This window comes from Pseudomonas sp. B329 (assembly GCF_023127835.1).
GTDB lineage: Bacteria > Pseudomonadota > Gammaproteobacteria > Pseudomonadales > Pseudomonadaceae > Aquipseudomonas > Aquipseudomonas synxantha_A.
On record NZ_SPKP01000063.1, the window covers coordinates 1 to 18,082 of the forward strand.

Here is an 18,082-nt window from a genome sequence, read left to right on the forward strand (position 1 = left end):
ATTCCGGCCAGCGTGGTTTGACGGGGCGCCTAAGATCAAAAGCAGATCAAGAGCGGCTCGCTTCGCATCGTGGTTACCGTAGGGGGGCTGAGAACTGAAGTTGTGTAGATACCTATGCCACGATGAGGGAGTGTCAGTAAATACATTCAGGACTGACCCACCGCTATCGGGAGCAAGCCCCCTCCCACAGTTTGACCCAGATCAACTTCAGGCCTTCGCCGGGCCGTTGCCGATTTGCCACACAAACGGTGGCTCTGTCCCGTTGATCACCCAGTCGCCCACGATCCGCGCCTTGTAGATCACCGGATTGTGCGAAGACACCGTCCGTGCGTTGCGCCAATGCCGGTCCAGCGCCTTGCCTTGGCGCACATCCGAGGCCCCTAAGGCGTTGAACAATTGGCTGGTGGCACGCTGGATCAAATCCGAAACCACCACTTGCGCCGTCGCCGACTCAATCTCAGCCGCCACATTGGCTTCGCGTTCGGCCACGTCATTGCCGCCAAAGCGCGCCAGATAAGCCTGTTGCGCCGGCACTGCGGCCTTCAACGCGCTGGCCTGGGCGGCGTATACCAACGCGGCGACTTCGCCCACCACCTGTTGCACCTGCGCATCCTGGCTGACGTGCGTTGCATTGCCATGGCTGTAGATGCGCTGGCGGTTGCGCACCTGGTGGCCCACGTCGATGAGCGCAGCGCGACCGATACCGGCCAGTGTCGCCAGCAACACCAGTTGGTAGAACGCAGTCTGGTATTTGAAGCGGGTGGCAAAGTCGATCAGGTTTTCAGTTTCCACCACCGCGTCGGTAAACCGCGAGGTGCCGCTGCCGGTGGTGCGCTGGCCAAAGCCGTCCCAGTCATCGCTCTGCACTACGCCTGGCTGATGGGTGCGGGTGGCGGCGATCACGGCGCCGCCGGTGTCGCTGCGTTGAGCGTAAACATCGATCCAGTCCGAGAACAGGCTGCCGGTGCTGTAGAACTTTTCGCCGTTGAGTTTCCAGCGGTCGCCGTCAGGGCTAACCTGGGTCACCACCTCACCGATGGCCACCGTGCCGATTTCGGTCCAGGCGCAGCCGACGATATCGCCATCGACAAAACGCTTGAACCACAGATCACGGCTTGCGCCGGGTGGCGCATTCAGGCGGTCTTCGGCAAATGCGAAGTGCCCGCGCAGGGCCTGGGGCACGTTGGAGTCGGCCGCTGCCAGTTCGATCAACAGTTCAAACAACTGCGGCAGTGACGCGCCATCACCGCCGTATTCCACCGGCACCCGCACCGCGCCAAAACCAGCGTCCTTGAGCCATTGAATCGGTTCGTGGGGCAGTGTGCGGCTGTGCTCGCGCTCAACCGCACCCTCGGCGATGCGCTGGAAGATCGGCCGAAAACGTGCGGCCAGCGCAGGGTAATCGGCGCCGGTAGACAGCGGGTTGATGACCTGATGTTCAGTCATGGGTAGGGCTCCTGGCAGTGATCGAATGTGCTGGAGATTGCACAGTCCGTGCCGGGACTTTGCTCCCCTGTTTGCGGTGCGAGAGGGTGATTGGGTGTTGCTCCTGCAACAGCAGATCGACAAACCGCTGCGATCGGTGACATTGCCGGCAGGCTGATCAGATATCCGTTTTTTTAACGCAGCGCCCATGGCGCGGGCATTTGCGGGTGACTGGCACGCTTGCTGCGTAAGCTACATGACATCCATTTGTGCGAGGTACCGTCCGATGAGTCAGCAAGCCGTGAAATTTGCCTATTGGGTGCCCAACGTCAGCGGTGGGCTGGTGGTCAGCAAGATCGAACAGCGCACTCACTGGGGCATCGACTACAACCGCAAACTGGCGCAGTTGGCCGAAGCCGCAGGCTTTGAATACGGCCTGACCCAGATTCGCTTCACCGCCGGTTATGGCGCCGAAAACCAGCATGAGTCCGTGGCGTTCAGCCATGCTTTGCTGGCGGCGACCACCACGCTCAAAGTGATCGCGGCGATCCTGCCAGGTCCCTGGCAACCGGCGTTGGCGGCCAAGCAATTGGCGACCATCGACCAGCTCACCAATGGCCGTATTGCGGTGAATATCGTCAGTGGCTGGTTCAAGGGCGAGTTCCAGGCCATTGGCGAACCCTGGCTGGAGCACGATGAGCGCTACCGTCGTTCAGAAGAATTCATCCGCGCCCTCAAAGGCATCTGGACCCAGGACGATTTCACCTTCAAGGGCGATTTCTATCGTTTCAACAACTACACCCTCAAGCCCAAGCCATTGGGCCAGCCAGAGGTTTTCCAGGGGGGTAGTTCACGGGCGGCACGGGACATGGCGGCGCGGGTCTCGGACTGGTACTTCACTAACGGCAACACCCCCGAAGGCATCAAGGCCCAGGTCGATGATATCCGCGCCAAGGCCGCTGCCAATCACCATTCGGTTAAGGTCGGCGTGAACGCCTTTGTGATCGCCCGCGACACCGAAGAAGAAGCCCGGGCCGTGCTGGCGGAAATCATCGACCAGGCCGACCCGGAAGCGGTCAACGCCTTTGGTGATGCCGCCAAGCAGGCGGGCAAGGCTTCGCCGGAAGGCGAGGGCAACTGGGCCAAGTCCAGCTTCGAAGACCTGGTGCAGTACAACGATGGCTTCAAGACCAACCTGATTGGCACCCCGCGGCAGATCGCCGAACGCATTGTCGCGCTCAAGGCCGTGGGCGTGGACCTGGTGCTCGCGGGCTTTCTGCATTTTCAGGAAGAGGTGGAGTACTTCGGCAAACGTGTTTTGCCGCTGGTGCGTGAGCTGGAAGCCACGGCCGATGCAGGCGCGAGCGGTTTTTCCAGGCACAAGGCAGCTGTGTGATCTTCGTAGTAGTCGTCGACCCAGGCAAAGCGCCGATAGCCATTGCGCTCATACAGGGAGAGTGCGCCGGGGTTGTCGGTGCGCACTTGCAGACGCAGGTACGCGCAATCGTTGGCCAGGGCGCAGGCTTCGATGTGCTCCAGTAACTGATGGCCCAGACCGATGCCTCGAGCGTGCTCGGCAATGGCGATGGAATACAAGCGCGCCAGCCGGGCGCCACGACGAAACAGCACCAGCCCATAGCCGAGCAGTTCACCGTGCTGTTGCACAAGCCACAACTGGCCATTGGCCCGGCTGATCATCCAGCGCAGACTGCGCGAAGACAGCCGATCACTGCTGAAACACTGCTGCTCCAACGCCACTAATGCAGGCACATCGTCGAGGGTTGCAACGCGAAAGAAAAGAGCCATAAGACCACCGTAAAAGTTGCGTAACGAAACGGGACTTCCCTAAAAGATCGTGCTTAATAGAAAAGGTCGAGTTCTCTAAAGCGGATCAATTATTATGTCGGCGGTACAAGGTCATTGGCGTCAAGTATCCGAGCAAACAGTTGCGGCGACAATAACGTCCAACGGTTATTTTTCCGCGCCACCCCGAAGTTCGAGCCAAGTGGTGATTATTGTCGAGCGCAAGGAAGATTGGGCCTCCTATTTTCCCAGCGAGGATATCGTCACCGCCCAGGAGTACCTGGAGCAGACCCGGGAAAACGAAACAGGCAAGCGCGTACAGGTAATCAACCTGTGCCGCAGCTACAAGTACCTGGGGCACGGCTACTACTGCTCGTTGCTGGCCGAGGCGCGTGGGCACAAGGTGATTCCATCGGTGCGCACCATCAGCGAACTGACCAGGAAAGCCCTGTATGGCCTGTCTCTGGATGATCTGGACAAAAGCCTGGAAAAGGCCCTGAGTCATCATCTCTACAGCAATACCGAAGGCTTTACCCTGACACTGTATTTCGGTCGGACCACGATAGAACCTTTGCAGGAGTTAGCGCGCCAGTTGTTTGAAACCTTTCCCTGTCCGATCTTGTTAGTTGAGTTCCGTCAACATAACGGCTGGCATATCGAAGGCGTTAAGTCTGGCGTATTGCACAAGTTACGCGACGATCAGGAAGACCAATTCGCCCACGCCCTCGACAACTTCAGTCGCAAGGTGTGGCGTCAGCCGCGCTCACGTCGGTTGGCCCGTTATGACCTGGCAATTCTTCACGATCCTCAGGAGCAACTGCCTCCGTCCAACCCCCGCGCCCTGGAAAATTTCATACGGGTCGGCAAGGGCCTGGGCATCGATGTGGAGTTGATCGAGCGCAAGGATTACGCGCGCCTGGCCGAGTACGACGCCTTGCTCATCCGTGAGACTACCAGCGTCGATAACCATACCTACCGTTTCGCCAAGAAAGCCGAAAGCGAGGGGCTGGTGGTGATGGATGACCCCGCATCGATCCTGCGCTGCACCAACAAGGTCTACCTCACCGACCTGCTGAACAGCCATCAACTGGGCATGCCGGCCACCGAGATTCTTTACAAGGAGCGGCCGGAAGATTTCGAGCGCGTCGGCGAGCGCCTGGGTTTCCCACTGGTGTTGAAGATCCCCGATGGCTGTTTCTCCCGAGGGGTGATAAAGGTCGAAAGCCAGGCGGCGTTGCTCAAGGCCACGGCCGAGCTGTTCGAGCATTCGGTACTGCTGCTGGCCCAAGAGTTCTTCTACACCGAATACGACTGGCGCATCGGCGTGCTCAACCGTAAACCGATTTTCGCCTGCCAGTACTTCATGTCCAAGGGGCATTGGCAGATCTACAACCACAAGGCCATTGGCCAGGCCGTCAACGGTGAGTGTCGCACCCTGGCGGTCCACGAAGCGCCAAAAGCCGTGGTGGAACTGGCAGTGAAGACTGCCAACCTGATCGGCGACGGCCTCTACGGCGTGGACCTCAAGCAGTCCGGCGACAAAGTGGTGGTGATTGAGGTCAACGACAACCCCAACCTGGATGCGGGCATCGAAGATGCCTACCTGCAGGACGATCTGTATGGCTTGGTGCTGGAGGAGTTTGTGCGCCGCCTGGAGCTTAAACGCCAGGGTCAGGTGTGGTAACAATCAAGCAGACCGCTGAAACTCGCGGTTGCCAGGGCAAGAAGGCGAGCAACCTTTACCTGCCGTCGGACGGTTGATTCGATGCCAGTTAAACCGACATCCGGTTATGTTCAGGTTGTCCGCCGGAGTCTATAAATACCGTTCCCAGATGGGAATATAACGACGTTCATGATTCAGGCTCGCAACGTTGGGCCTGAAGCAGTTCCGTTGATGGAGCAGTTCAGCGTCACATTTGTGAGTGCACGTCTCTTTAATGGATTTAAGGAGACACGACATGACTGACTTAATAACTTTTGCCCTGCCTGAAGCTGTAACTGATAGCAAGGCCGATCGCCAATTGGGCCGAGCGCTCATAGATGCTTGGCGCAAAGACGGTATTTTTCAGATCAGCATCCATGACGAACAGGACCAGAAGGTCAAGCGCGCCATGGCAGCCAGCAAGGCTTTTTTCAAACTGCCCCGGGAAGAGAAGTCGCGCTTAGTCAGCAGTCTTACCTATGCAGGGTATGTTGCTTCTGGCGAAGAGGTCACGGCTGGCGAGCAGGATCAATCGGAAATTTTCACCATTTGCAAAGATCTGCCACTGGAGGATCAGCGCGTCGTAGACGGCTGGCCGTGCCACGGTCCCGTGCCATGGCCCAATGACGAATACCGCGACAGCATGAAAGCCTTCCTGGAGGAATTGGGTGACACGGGCGAAAAGTTGTTGAAGCTGGTGGCACTCGGACTGGGATTGGAAATAAATGCTTTGACGCAGCTTAGCCAGGATGGCTGGCACCATATGCGTGTTCTGCGTTTCCCTGCCGAGTCGGCGCAAACCTGCCGAGGTATTGGGGCCCATACCGACTACGGCATGCTGGTGATCGCTACTCAGGATGAGGTGGGAGGTTTGTATATTCGGCCTCCGGTCGACGGCGAACATCGCAAGCGCAACTGGTTGCCTGACGAAAGCACTGCAGGTTTATTCGAAAACGACGAGCCCTGGACGTTCGTGAAACCGGTACCGCGCGTGTTCACAGTGTTTCCGGGTGATATTTTGCAATTCATGACCGATGGACTTCTGCTCTCGACGCCTCACAAGGTCAAGCTAAACTCACGTGAGCGTTTTGCCATGGCCTACTTTCACGAGCCGAGTTTCAGCGTTTCAGCCAAGCCATTATTCAGTCAGAGCTGTACTGAACGTATTCATTACGGCACACATTTCACCAACATGTTTATGCGTTGCTATCCGCAACGGATAACGACCCAGTGCATTCTCAAGGAGAATCGCTTGAGCCACCTGGAAGGTATTAGTCTGGCCCACGCGCACCCTTGAGTTCGTTACTCTCCCGAGCGGGTAGGCCGCTCGGGAGACTTTTCAATGGCCGATCAGCGCCCATTGCTCAAGGTAGTGATTCCACCGGTTCTGCATCAGTTTGTTTTTGCAACGTGAGCACCTCAAACCCGTCCGCCGTCACTGCCACAGTATGTTCCCACTGCGCCGACAGACTGTTGTCCTTGGTCACCACCGTCCAGCCATCCTTGAGACTGCGCGTCTTGGCGCCGCCCTGGTTGAGCATGGGCTCCACGGTAAACACCATACCTTCGCGCAGAACGAGGCCGGTGCCAGGGCGGCCGAAGTGCAGGATCTGTGGCTCTTCATGCATTTGTTTGCCGATGCCATGGCCGCAGTATTCACGCACCACGCTGTAGCCGTTGGCCTGGGCGTGACTCTGAATCGCATGACCGATATCACCCAGGCGAGCGCCGGGCTTGACCTGGCGGATGCCGGCCCACATCGCCTCGAAGGTCATTTCTACCAGGCGTTTGGCCTTGGGCGCCACGTTACCGATCATGTACATCTTGCTGGAGTCGGCAATGAAACCGCCTTTTTCCAGGGTGATGTCGATGTTGATGATGTCGCCGTCCTTGAGGAACTGCGTGGCGCTGGGCATGCCATGGCACACCACTTCGTTGATCGAGGTGTTGATGCAAAAGGGGTAGTCGTACTGACCCAGGCTGGCGGGGCGGGCCTTGAGTTCGTGGCGGATGAAGGCTTCGACGGCGCTGTCCAGCTCAAGAGTGGAGAGGCCGGCGGCGACATAACCGTCGAGCATGTCGAACACCTGGGCCAGCAGGCGCCCCGACTCTCGCATCACGGCCAGTTGGGCGGCAGTCTTGATCATCAGCTGCGTCCCCGGATCAGGTCGGGCTTGTCCAGCAACAACTTGTTGATCAGCTCGTTGTAGGGCAGGTGCGGGTTGAGCTCGGCGAGCAGGCCGATCTTGATCCAGAACTCGGCCTGGGCGTTGATGGAGCGGTCCATGGCGGCGCTGGCCAGGCGCAGCTGTTCGTGCAGTTGGTCGGTGATTTTGACGATGCCCATGAGGTTCACTGTGTAGGTTTGATATACAAAGCGTATACGTTTCGTATGCTTTGCGTAAACCCCTGGTTCAAATGAGGCGCGCGATAGTTGCGACATGTTGCCGAAAAGAGCGTCGACACAGGTTGCTGTTTGAACTGACATGCAGGGTTAAACGTTTAATCGCAGTGGTTCGACGATTATTTAAAGGCTGCAATCGGCTTCATATTAATCGGCAGGTCGCTTATGAAGAAAAGTTACAACAATGCTGAGATTTGCCGAGTAGGCTGGGTGAGTACAGGCGTCTGCCAGGGTTGGCAAGACGGGGCAGGCTAGCGCCTGCCAGCCCATAAAAACTGATTGGCAGTCTCAAAAAAGGAGAGGTTGGCCATGCTTTCGGAACTGGAACTTCGCAGCATTATTGAAGGAGGTTTTCTGCCTAAACGGTGCGAATGCACCAAAGCCGAGGATGCTTCGTTGACGATCAAGGTGTATGACGACCGCGACCGTGACCGGGTGGACTTGGAAGTCAAAGGTATAAACGCCGACAAACTCGACAGCAGTCGAGCCATTTGCAACCTGATCGCCGGTTTGCGTGAAGACCTCAAGCACACCCAGACCCACACCCTGCGTCGAGCAGGAGGGCGCGGTTATTTCTAGTTAAGCCTTGAATTCAAGTTGACCCAGGGCCTGGCATTCGCCAGGCCCATTGTTATGCGCGTCAGCCCAGCTGATGACGGTACGGCAGGTCGGGGCCGGTCTTGGTACAGGTCAACGCGGCAGCCCGAATCGCAAAGCCGAGCATGTTATCAATCTGCACGCGCGTGAGCTGTTGCAGGCCAGTCACTGAGTCAAGCTGATGCTCGGTCAGCCAGGCAATCAACGCGGCCTGGAAGGTGTCGCCGGCGCCCACAGTGTCAGCCATCACCACCTTGACTGCCGGCGCCGACCAGTTGCCGTGCTGACGGCTGAATACGCTGGCGCCATCGCCGCCGCGGGTGAGGAACACCAGTTGGCAGCGGTGTTGCAGCCAACCGTGCAGCACACTTTCGGGTGACTGGTCGGGGTAGAGCAGGTGCAGGTCTTCGTCGCTGACCTTGATCAGGTCGGCATGTGTGACCAGCTCGGCGACGCGATCACGCCATAGTTGGATGTCCGGCTGCGGGTTAAGGCGCACGTTAGGGTCCAGGCTGATCAGGCGCTTGCCGCTTTCGCGCTTGACCAGCGCCAGCAGGGTGTCGCCAATCGGTTGCACCACCAGTGAGAACGAGCCGATATGCAGCCCGCGCACCTCATCGCCGAGTACCGGCAAATGCGCGACTTCCAGCAACCGATCCGCACAGCCTTCGCCACGGAAGTTGTACTGCGGTGAGCCATTGGCGCCCACAGCGACCATCGACAACGTGGTCGGCGCGGCAAATTCCACCAGGAACTGCTCGCTGACCCCTTCATCTTTCAGCACCTGCAACAAGCGCCGGCCGAGGAAGTCGCTGGACAGGCCGCCGAACAACCCGGCTTCAATCCCCAGGCGGCGCAGGCCCACGGCCACATTGAATGGCGAGCCCCCGGCAATCGCCTTGTAATTGACTTTGGCGGCCTGCCCGCTGGCATCCTCCTCGCTGAAAAAATCAAACAGCGCCTCACCACACACCAGATACATAGTCGTTCGCTCTTAAAGGGATGCCACGTGCTGTTGATAACGCTCATACGCCTGTTGATAGGCGCTGACACTCTCGGTTGCCGGCAAGGTGAGGCTGGCCGGGTCGACGCTCACACATTTGTCGCACAGGCTGGCCAAGGGTTCGCCGCTCTGGCACCAGGCGGCCTGGATTGCCGCGCCCAGGGCGGCGGCTTCGCTCTGTTCGGTGCACACCACTTCGGTGTGCATGATATCGGCGACCATCTGCCGCCACACCGGGCTTTTCGAGCCGCCGCCGATCAGGCGGATGCTCTGGCTTTGCAGGCCGGTCTGGCGCAGCAGGTCAAGGCCATAACGCAGACCGAAGGTGGTGCCCTCAACCACGGCGCGGCACAGGTTGGCGCGGGTCAGGTTGGTCATGGTCAGGCCGTGCAGGCTGCCGGTGGCGTGGGGCAGGGCAGGCACGCGTTCGCCATTGAGAAACGGCAGCATGCTCACCCCGTCGGCGCCAATGGGGGCTTGTTTGACCAGGGCGTTGAACGCCTGCAAGTCGAGTTCGAACAGCTCGCGAATTACCCCGGTGGCGTTGGTCAGGTTCATGGTGCAGATCAGCGGCAGCCAGCCGCCACTGGACGAGCAAAAGGTCGCTACCGACGCCTGCGGGCTGACGTTGGGCTGGTCGGCAAACGCATACACGGTGCCTGATGAGCCCAGGCTCATGGTGATCACGCCGGGAGCGATATTGCCGGTGCCGATGGCGCCCATCATATTGTCGCCGCCGCCGCTGGACACCACGGCGTTGGGGTTGATCCCCAGGCGCTCGGCAATGGCCGGCAGGATCGTGCCCACCGCCTGGTCGGCTTCGATCAACTGCGGGAGCGCTGCCTCCAGGCGGCCGCTGGGGTCGATGTGCCTGAGCAGCGCCACATCCCAGGTGCGGCTGCGCACGTCAAAGTAACCGGTGCCCGAGGCGTCGCCGTACTCGGCGCAGACGCGACCGGTGAGCCAGTAGTTGAGGTAGTCGTGGGGCAGCAGGATATGGGCGATGCGGGCAAATACGTCCGGGTGCTGTTCACGGGTCCAGAGCAGTTTGGAGACGGTGTAGCCCGGCGCGATGGCTACGCCCAGGCGTTCCAGGGAGCCGCTTTCGCCGCCCAGATGTGCCAGCAGGCGCTCGTTCTCCGGCGCGGTTTCGGTGTCGCACCATAACTTGGCCGGGCGCAGCACTTCACCTTGTTCGTCCAGCAGCACCAGGCCGTGCTGCTGGCCGGAAACGCCGATGCCAAGGATGTCCTGGCCGTCCACCCCGGCTTGTTGCAGAGCGCGGTGGGTGGCTTCGGTGAAGGCGTCCAGCCATTCCTGGGTGTGTTGCTCGCGCCGGCCGTTGGCGCCGCTGATCAAGGTATGCGCGGCGGCGCCCAGGCCCAGCACCTTGCCGCTGGAGGCGTCGAGGACGATGGCCTTGGTGCCTTGAGTGCCGCAGTCGATTCCGAGGAACAGGTTTTGCTGGGTCATGATGGAGTGCTCAGCAGTATTATTTTTAGATTGGTAACCCGGTCAAGTGTGGGAGGGGGCTTGCTCCCGATGAGGGAGTGTCAGTCAAATACCTTTCTCTGACCTACCGCTATCGGGAGCAAGCCCCCTCCCACAGTTTTAATCCGGTTTGTTCAGGAGTTGTTGCAGGGTTTGGGTGACGCCTTTGTCGCGCAGGCTTGCATAGCACCGCTCAAACGCTGCCACAAACTCAGCGGACTTGGGAATAGCCGTGCCAAAAATCTCCTCTACCCCCAGCAACCGCTGGCTGATCAGTGTGTCATCACTCACCAGCCCCTGGCAGAACTCGGCCCTCGGATCGGGGATCTTGTAGCTCACGCCATTCTCATCCACCCCTTTCAAATACAAGGCCCAGGCCGCCACTACCAGCGCTGCACGCTCAGTCTCGCGGCCATCGGCAATCAAGCGATTGATGGTCGGCACGGTGAACTTGGGAAACTTCGACGAACCATCGGAACACACCCGTTCCAACTGGTCGGCAATCGCCTGGTTGGAAAAGCGCTCCACCAGCGTCTGCTTGTACGCCGTCAGGTCGATGCCCGGCACCGGCGCCAGGTTCGGCGTAACGTCCAGGTCCATGAACGCACGCATATATGCCACGAACAGCGGGTCGTTCATGGTCTCGTGGACAAACCGATAACCCTTGAGAAAACCCAGGTAGGTGAGGGCCAGGTGGCTGCCGTTGAGCAAGCCGATCTTCATCTCTTCGTAAGGCGTGACGTCATCGGTGAACTGCACGCCGACCTTCTCCCAGGCCGGGCGACCGTTGACGAACTTGTCTTCCAGTACCCACTGCACAAACGGTTCGCACACCACCGGCCAGGCATCGTCGACGCCATGTTCATCATGCAGTTGCAGGCGGTGGGCGGTGCTGGTCATTGGCGTGATGCGGTCGACCATGGCGTTCGGGAAGCTCACGTTGGTTTTGATCCAGTCATGCAGCTCGGCGTTGTGTAGCGCGGCGAAGGCCAGCAGTGCCTTGCGCGTGACGGCGCCGTTGTGCGGCAGGTTATCGCAGGACATGACGGTAAATGCCGCAGTGCCGGCGGCGCGGCGTTGGGTGAGCGCTGCGCAGATAAAACCGAACACGGTTTTGGGTGTCTTGGGGTGCGCCAGGTCATGCTGGATCTGTGGCAGGTGGGCCATGAATTCGCCGTTGCTGTCATCAATGCAGTAGCCGCCCTCGGTGATGGTCAACGAGACGATGCGGATAGCCGGGTCAGCCAGTTTGTCGATCAACGCCTGGGCGCCGTCTTCGGCCAGCAGCATATCGCTGAGGGCGCCGATGACGCGTACTTCGGTGTCGTCGGTGTCACCTAGCTCATACAGGGTAAACAAGTAATCCTGGCCGGCCAGGTCGTCGCGAGCCTTGCGGTCCTCGGCACGCAGGCCCACGCCACAAATGCCCCAGTCCAGGCCCTCGCCGGTATTCATCAAGGCGTCGGTGTAATACGCCTGGTGTGCGCGGTGAAAGCCACCGACGCCGATATGGGCGATGCCCTGGCGGGTGTCGGCAAGCGCATAAGCCGGGATTTTCACTTGCGGCGCTAACTGCGTGAGATTGTGTTTATTCAGTTTCATCTAAAAATACTCGCGGAGTCAGGCGGCTGCGCGCAGTGGGCGGGCCACCGCTACGCCGTCAGTGTCGAACAGATGGCAGTGCGCCGGGTCCAGGTGCAGGTGCAACGTCTCGCCGTACTGGCTGGCCATGTCGCCGCGAATCCGCATGGTCAGCGGTTCGCCATTGGCGGTGATGACGTGGCAGAAGGTGTCGCTGCCCAGGCGCTCGCCAACGTCAGCGGTGACGGTCAGGGTGGTTTGCCCTGGCGCGGCGATTTCCAGATGCTCGGGACGAATGCCCAGGGTCACCGCGCTGCCGACGCTCAAGGTCGCGCCACTCAACGGCAGGCTGATCAGGGTGCCAGCGTCCAATTGCACGTCGCAGCCATGGCCTTCGACACGCGTGACCTTGCCCTTGAGAAAGCCCATCTTCGGCGTGCCGAGAAAGCCGGCCACAAACAGGTTGGCCGGTTGGTGATACAGCTCCAACGGCGAGCCGACCTGCTCGATACGGCCACTGTTGAGCACCACCACCTTGTCGGCCAGGGTCATGGCTTCGACCTGGTCGTGGGTCACGTAGATCATGGTGGCTTGCAGTTCTTTATGTAGGCGCGCCAGTTCCAGGCGCATCTGCACGCGCAGCGCCGCGTCGAGGTTGGACAGCGGCTCGTCGAACAGGAAGATCTTCGGGTTACGCACAATCGCCCGGCCAATCGCCACGCGCTGGCGCTGGCCGCCGGACAGTTGCTTGGGCTTGCGCTCCAGCAGCGGCCCCAGTTCCAGGATGCGCGCCGCTTCGCTGACCTTGCTCTCGACCAGCTTCTTGTCGACACCGGCCAGGTCCAGGGCAAACGACATGTTCTTGCGCACGCTCATGTGCGGGTACAGCGCGTAGGTCTGGAACACCATGGCCAGGTCGCGCTTGGCCGGGGTCACTTCGGTGATGTCGCGGCCGTCCAGTTCGATGGTGCCTTCCGTGACTTCTTCCAGGCCGGCGATCAGGCGTAGCAGGGTGGATTTGCCGCAGCCCGAGGGGCCGACGAACACCACGAATTCCTTGTCGTTCACTTCCAGATCGATGCCCTTGATGATCGAGAAACCTTCGAAGCCTTTTTGCAGATTCTTGATTTTCAGGTTGGCCATGATGGGCCTCCTTTTCGAATTATTATTTGACGGCGCCGAAGGACAAACCGCGCACCAGCTGTTTCTGGCTGATCCAGCCAAAGATCAGGATCGGCGCGCAGGCCAGGGTCGAGACGGCGGACAACTTGGCCCAGAACAAACCTTCGGGGCTGGAGTAGGAGGCGATCAGTGCGGTCAACGGCGCAGCGCTCGACGAGGTCAGGTTCAGCGACCAGAACGCCTCGTTCCAGCACAGGATCAGCGACAGCAACACCGTGGAGGCCAGGCCACCCTTGGCGATCGGCAACAGCACGCGGACCATTTCCTGCCACAGGGTGGCGCCGTCCAGGCGGGCGGCTTCGAGGATGTCCTTGGGGATGTCCTTGAAGTAGGTGTACACCATCCACACCACGATCGGCAGGTTGATCAGGGTGTAGATGATGATCAGCGCGATACGCGTGTCCAACAGGCCAAGGCTCTTGGCCAACAGATAGATCGGCATCAGCACGCCCACCGGTGGCAGCATCTTGGTCGACAGCATCCACAGCAGCGTGCCCTTGGTGCGCTGGGTTTCGTAGAACGCCATGGAGTAGGCGGCCGGCACCGAGATCAGTAGGCACAGGGCAGTGGCGCTGAACGAAATCACCACCGAGTTCCAGGCGTAGGCGAAGTAGTTGCTGCGTTCGTTGATGTGCAGGTAGTTCTCCAGCGTCGGCGTGAAGATGAACTGCGGCGGGGTGGCGAACGCATCGATTTCAGTCTTGAAGCTGGTCAGCACCATCCAGAAGATCGGGAAGAAAATCAGGATCGCGATGGCCCAGGCCAACGTACCGAGCAGCAGGCTTTGCAGGCGGCGGGATTGTTGAAGTGTCATGGCGCGGCCCTCAAGGCTTGTCAGTCAGGTTTTTGCCGATCATCCGCACCAGGATGATCGCCGCGATATTGGCGATGACCACGGCAATCAAGCCACCGGCCGAGGCCATGCCCACGTCGAACTGCACCAGCGCCTGGTTGTAGATCAGGTAGGCGAGGTTGGTCGAGGCGTAGCCCGGGCCACCGTTGGTGGTGGTGAAGATTTCGGCGAACACCGAGAGCAGGAAGATGGTTTCGATCATCACCACCACGGCAATCGGGCGGGCCAGGTGTGGCAGGGTCAGGTGCCAGAAGATCGCAATGGCACCGGCACCGTCCAGGCGTGCAGCTTCCTTTTGCTCCTGGTCCAGGGACTGCATGGCGGTCATCAGCAGCAGTATCGCGAAGGGCAGCCACTGCCACGACACAATGATGATGATCGACAACAGCGGGTAGTGCGCCAGCCAATCCACCGGCTCGGCGCCGAAGAACTTCCACACGGCGGCGAGGATCCCCGACACCGGGTGGAAAATCAGGTTCTTCCAGATCAGCGCGCCAACGGTGGGCATGATGAAGAATGGCGAAATCAACAGCACCCGCACGATGCCACGGCCCAGGAACTCACTGGCCTCCAGCAGCGCGCTGATCAACACGCCGAACACCACACTGATCAGCAACACGCTGCCCACCAGCAACAGGGTATTGGTGGCGCCGGGCAAGAACCCCGAATCGGTAATGAAGTAGCTGAAGTTCTCCAACCCCACGAATTGGTTTTCACCGGGGTAAAGCAGGTTGTAGCGGATCAGCGAAAAGTACAGGGTCATGCCCAGCGGCACGATCATCCACAGCAGCAACAAGGCCACCGAGGGGCTGACGAGGAACCAGCCGGGGTTGGCCAGGCGGTTTTTGGCGGGTGTATTCATTAGAATCAAGACCAGTCAGATACGAATCGGAGCGCGGTCAGTGTGGGAGGGGGCTTGCTCCCGATAGCGGTGTATCAGTCACACAATCATCAACTGGTAGATTGCTATCGGGAGCAAGCCCCCTCCCACATTTGACTGTGGTGAGGGCAGGGGTTACTTGGGGTAACCAGCCCGCTTCATTTCACGCTCGGTGGTGGTCTGCGCGGCGGTCAAGGCGGCATCCACCGTTTGCTGACCGGTCAACGCACCCGAGAAGAACTTGCCGACCTGGGTACCAATCGCCTGGAACTCAGGAATGGTCACCAACTGGATACCGATATACGGCACCGGCTTCTCGGTCGGCTTGGTCGGGTCGGCCACTTTCAGTGATTCCAGGGTCACCTTGGCGAACGGCGCGGCCTTCATGTACTCGTCGCTGTAGGTGGATTGGCGCGTACCTGGCGGCACATTGGCGATGCCATCGGTCTTGGCCACAAGCTGGCCGTATTCCTTGGACGTGGCCCAACTGGTGAACACCTTGGCGGCGTCCTTGGCCTTGGAACTGGTAGGGATCGCCAGGCTCCAGGAGTACAGCCACGAGGTGCCCTTGTCGGTCTTCTCGTGGGGCGCAAAAGTGAAACCGACATGCTCGGCGACCTTGCTCTGGCTCTTGTCGGTGACAAACGAACCGGCGACGCTGGCGTCTACCCAGATCGCGCATTTGCCGCTGTTGAACAGCGCCAGGTTCTCGTTGAAACCGTTGCTGGACGCACCCGGCGGGCCGGATTTCTTCATGTTGTCGACGTAGAAGTTCAGCGCGTCCTTCCACTCGGGGCCATTGAATTGCGGTTGCCACTTCTCATCGAACCAGCGCGCACCGAAGCCGTTGGCCAGGGTGGTGATCAGCGCCATGTTCTCACCCCAACCGGCTTTGCCGCGCAGGCACAGGCCGTATTGCTCTTTGGACTTATCAGTAAGTTTGGCCGCGTATTCGCCGATCTGGCTCCAGGTCGGGTGCTCGGGCATGGTCAGCCCGGCGTCCTTGAACAGGTCGGTGCGGTAATAGGTGATCGAGCTTTCGGCGTAGAACGGCAGGGCGTACAGCGAACCCTTGACGGACAAGCCATCACGTACCGAAGGGAACACATCATCAAGGTCGTAGGAGGCCGGCAGGTCCTTCATCGGCTCCAGCCAACCCTTGGCGCCCCACAGTGCGGCTTCGTACATGCCGATGGTCAGCACGTCGAACTGCCCGCCCTGGGTGGCGATGTCGGTGGTGAGGCGTTGGCGCAGCACGTTTTCTTCGAGCACCACCCAGTTCAACTTGATCTCCGGGTGCTCGGCCTCGAAGGTTTTCGAGAGCTTCTGCATACGGATCATGTCGCTGTTGTTGACGGTGGCAATGGTCAGGGTTTGCGCGCCAAGGCTGACGGCGCTGAGGGTCATGCATGCAGTCATGCAGGAACAGGCAAGCAGAGCTTTTGCTGTGAACTTCATCGCGCACTCCATTTCCGCGCCCAGGGGGCTACAGAAGGACGGTTATTGTTGTTGTGTCTTCCTACAGGTAGCCAGGAAGAGTGTGCGTCGATTACAGCCTTGAAATGGGGTTGTGACAAATCCTTGGGCGCACGCGCACTGATACTTTTTTGCACTCGATGATCGTCCCCGTGGTGCGTGGGGACGATCGATGCCGTATTTAACGCTCGATATCAGCCAGTACCCGCTCAGCCAGCAAGCGAGACACCTCGATCAACTGGGCAATACCCAGGGCACCTTCGCGCCGCGAGCCGTCGAGATCAAAGGCGAAATCGCAGGTGAGGGCGTGGGCAGAAGCGAGTGACTCGCTGAGGTTGACCAGTAGGTCATGCGTGGAGATGCCGTCTTTTACGGTGAACAGCACGCTGGGTGCTGGATCGATTGGGGGATTTGGGGTGGGTTTGATCATGGTGGAACTCCTGATTCAAGTGGAGCTACCACTGATCGCCGCGACGCGATCGGGTGGTAGCTGTACGCAGGTTCGCGGACCGGAATCAGGAAACCGGCATACCCGAAGGTATCCCGCGCACAGCCACCATAAGGGCGCACAGTAGACGATAAAAAGACGTCAACTGAAAGCGGAAATGGCACTTTGCGTCTGATTAAACCGGGCCGCGACGCCCGACCGCTGAGTGTGCAGCGGTGTACAGAGACTAGAGATTGAGTGTCCTAGGGACAACCTCAAAACCTTGTAAGACGTTTCTGCTTCCTGACGCCTGCCGAACGATCAACCTCAAGCCAAATTCTGCTCAGTCAACCGCTGCACCGCCAATCGCCGGTAGTGGGACGGCGTCATCCCCTTAAGCTGCTGAAACCGCCGGTTGAAGTTGGAAATATTATTGAACCCCGACTCAAAGCACACATCCGTCACCGCCTTGTCGCCATCGGCCAGCAACTCGCAGGACTTGCTGATGCGCAGTCGATTGACGAATTCAATAAAAGTCCGCCCGGTGGCCTGCTTGAATACTCGAGAAAAATACGTCGGTTTCATCCCCAGGTACTCTGCGACTTCTTCCAGCGGCAGCTCGCGGGCGTAGTGGGCAAAGATGTAGTCCACCGCACGGTTGGTGCGGTCGATGCTGTGTTCGTCGGCTTGCTGCGGGGTGGTCACGCCGGACAGCAGCTGGTAGTCCTCACAGGCGCTCAATACCTCCAGCAGGATAAAGAAATGCCCCAGGCGCGCCATGCCGTGGGCGTCTTCAATGTGCTGCATGAGGGTCATGGCGTGGGCAATGGTCTTTTTGCAGCGGAATTCGATGCCGTACTGCGCGCGTTCGAGCAGCGGCGCCAGGCGTTTGAGTTCGGTGAAGATGTGGCTGCCGTGTTCGAACAACTCGTCGGTGAAGTTCACCAGCATGTCGCGCTTGGGGACCACTTCGCCTTCTTCCACCTGGCTGATCCAGTTGTGGGGCAGGTTGGGGCCGGTGAGGAACAGGCTTTGCGGGTAGAAGTTGCCGATGTAGTCACCGATAAACACCTTGCCGGAGCTGGCGACGATCAGGTGCAGCTCGTATTCCTTGTGGAAGTGCCAGCGCACCAGCGGGCAGGGGAAGCCGTGCTGGCGATAGATGATGGACAGACCGTTGTGATCGTCCATCAGCTCGTAGGAGGGATCGGTGATGCGCGTTGCTCGGGTCATGCTGCCGTCGCTTTATTGTGGTCGC

Annotated in this window: 16 protein-coding genes and 1 pseudogene; 4 read left to right on the forward strand and 13 right to left on the reverse strand. The window is 59.5% G+C overall.

Annotation, left to right across the window (positions count from 1 at the left end; genetic code table 11):
• Positions 1–207: 207 nt before the first annotated feature.
• Positions 208–1,446: an acyl-CoA dehydrogenase family protein gene (locus E4P00_RS27160; RefSeq protein ID WP_248133366.1), complete on the reverse strand. Its 1,239-nt coding sequence runs from the start codon at positions 1,444–1,446 to the stop codon at positions 208–210.
• Between the two features lie 265 nt (positions 1,447–1,711).
• On the opposite strand from E4P00_RS27160, the gene sfnG reads away from it, so the two are divergent.
• Positions 1,712–2,821 carry a dimethylsulfone monooxygenase SfnG gene (gene sfnG / locus E4P00_RS27165; RefSeq protein WP_032875795.1) on the forward strand — a complete coding sequence of 370 codons (1,110 nt, stop codon included), beginning with the start codon at positions 1,712–1,714 and terminating at the stop codon, positions 2,819–2,821.
• Here the strand turns inward: sfnG and E4P00_RS27170 are convergent.
• Positions 2,794–3,231: pseudogene (locus E4P00_RS27170) on the reverse strand (GNAT family N-acetyltransferase); the annotation flags it as partial. The gene sfnG and the pseudogene E4P00_RS27170 sit on opposite strands and share 28 nt — an antisense overlap.
• A 94-nt stretch (positions 3,232–3,325) precedes the next feature.
• Here E4P00_RS27170 and E4P00_RS27175 point away from each other — a divergent pair.
• Together E4P00_RS27175 and E4P00_RS27180 are read left to right on the forward strand one after the other, a co-directional pair.
• Complete coding sequence (locus E4P00_RS27175) at positions 3,326–4,912, forward strand: RimK family protein (protein ID WP_078821472.1); 1,587 nt, start codon at positions 3,326–3,328, stop codon at positions 4,910–4,912.
• 274 nt (positions 4,913–5,186) lie between these two features.
• A complete protein-coding gene (locus tag E4P00_RS27180; RefSeq protein WP_032875787.1) occupies positions 5,187–6,227 on the forward strand; it encodes a 2-oxoglutarate and iron-dependent oxygenase domain-containing protein in 1,041 nt (346 codons plus the stop codon).
• Positions 6,228–6,294: 67 nt separating this feature from the next.
• On the opposite strand, the gene map is transcribed toward E4P00_RS27180, so the two are convergent.
• Complete coding sequence (gene map, locus E4P00_RS27185) at positions 6,295–7,077, reverse strand: type I methionyl aminopeptidase (RefSeq protein WP_032875785.1); 783 nt, start codon at positions 7,075–7,077, stop codon at positions 6,295–6,297.
• Positions 7,077–7,277, reverse strand: coding sequence for a ParD-like family protein (locus tag E4P00_RS27190; protein WP_003190946.1), 201 nt, complete (start codon positions 7,275–7,277; stop codon positions 7,077–7,079). Before E4P00_RS27190 ends, map begins: the two co-directional genes overlap by 1 nt.
• Positions 7,278–7,643: 366 nt before the next feature.
• Between E4P00_RS27190 and E4P00_RS27195 the strand changes: the two genes are divergently transcribed.
• Positions 7,644–7,913, forward strand: a complete 270-nt coding sequence (locus E4P00_RS27195) for a DUF1652 domain-containing protein (protein ID WP_248133367.1) — start codon at positions 7,644–7,646, stop codon at positions 7,911–7,913.
• 61 nt (positions 7,914–7,974) lie between these two features.
• Here the strand turns inward: E4P00_RS27195 and E4P00_RS27200 are convergent, their stop codons facing one another.
• The 9 genes from E4P00_RS27200 to E4P00_RS27240 form a co-directional block, all read right to left on the reverse strand.
• Positions 7,975–8,913 (reverse strand): carbohydrate kinase, encoded by a 939-nt coding sequence (locus E4P00_RS27200; protein ID WP_248128878.1) that lies wholly within the window; start codon positions 8,911–8,913, stop codon positions 7,975–7,977.
• A 12-nt stretch (positions 8,914–8,925) separates the two neighbouring features.
• A complete protein-coding gene (xylB, locus tag E4P00_RS27205; RefSeq protein WP_248133368.1) occupies positions 8,926–10,407 on the reverse strand; it encodes a xylulokinase in 1,482 nt (493 codons plus the stop codon).
• A 138-nt stretch (positions 10,408–10,545) separates the two neighbouring features.
• Positions 10,546–12,027 (reverse strand): mannitol dehydrogenase family protein, encoded by a 1,482-nt coding sequence (locus E4P00_RS27210; protein ID WP_078821468.1) that lies wholly within the window; start codon positions 12,025–12,027, stop codon positions 10,546–10,548.
• A gap of 18 nt (positions 12,028–12,045) precedes the next feature.
• Positions 12,046–13,149, reverse strand: coding sequence for a sn-glycerol-3-phosphate ABC transporter ATP-binding protein UgpC (ugpC, locus tag E4P00_RS27215; protein ID WP_032875775.1), 1,104 nt, complete (start codon positions 13,147–13,149; stop codon positions 12,046–12,048).
• 22 nt (positions 13,150–13,171) lie between these two features.
• Positions 13,172–14,002 carry a carbohydrate ABC transporter permease gene (locus E4P00_RS27220; protein ID WP_032875774.1) on the reverse strand — a complete coding sequence of 277 codons (831 nt, stop codon included), beginning with the start codon at positions 14,000–14,002 and terminating at the stop codon, positions 13,172–13,174.
• 10 nt (positions 14,003–14,012) lie between these two features.
• Positions 14,013–14,903, reverse strand: coding sequence for a sugar ABC transporter permease (locus tag E4P00_RS27225; protein WP_005788581.1), 891 nt, complete (start codon positions 14,901–14,903; stop codon positions 14,013–14,015).
• A 153-nt stretch (positions 14,904–15,056) separates the two neighbouring features.
• Positions 15,057–16,379 carry a sugar ABC transporter substrate-binding protein gene (locus tag E4P00_RS27230; protein WP_005788580.1) on the reverse strand — a complete coding sequence of 441 codons (1,323 nt, stop codon included), beginning with the start codon at positions 16,377–16,379 and terminating at the stop codon, positions 15,057–15,059.
• A 199-nt stretch (positions 16,380–16,578) separates the two neighbouring features.
• On the reverse strand, positions 16,579–16,827 hold the full coding sequence (locus E4P00_RS27235; RefSeq protein WP_078821467.1) for a DUF6124 family protein: 249 nt from the start codon (positions 16,825–16,827) through the stop codon (positions 16,579–16,581).
• 324 nt (positions 16,828–17,151) lie between these two features.
• On the reverse strand, positions 17,152–18,057 hold the full coding sequence (locus E4P00_RS27240) for an AraC family transcriptional regulator (RefSeq protein WP_032875768.1): 906 nt from the start codon (positions 18,055–18,057) through the stop codon (positions 17,152–17,154).
• Between the last annotated feature and the right edge of the window lie 25 nt (positions 18,058–18,082).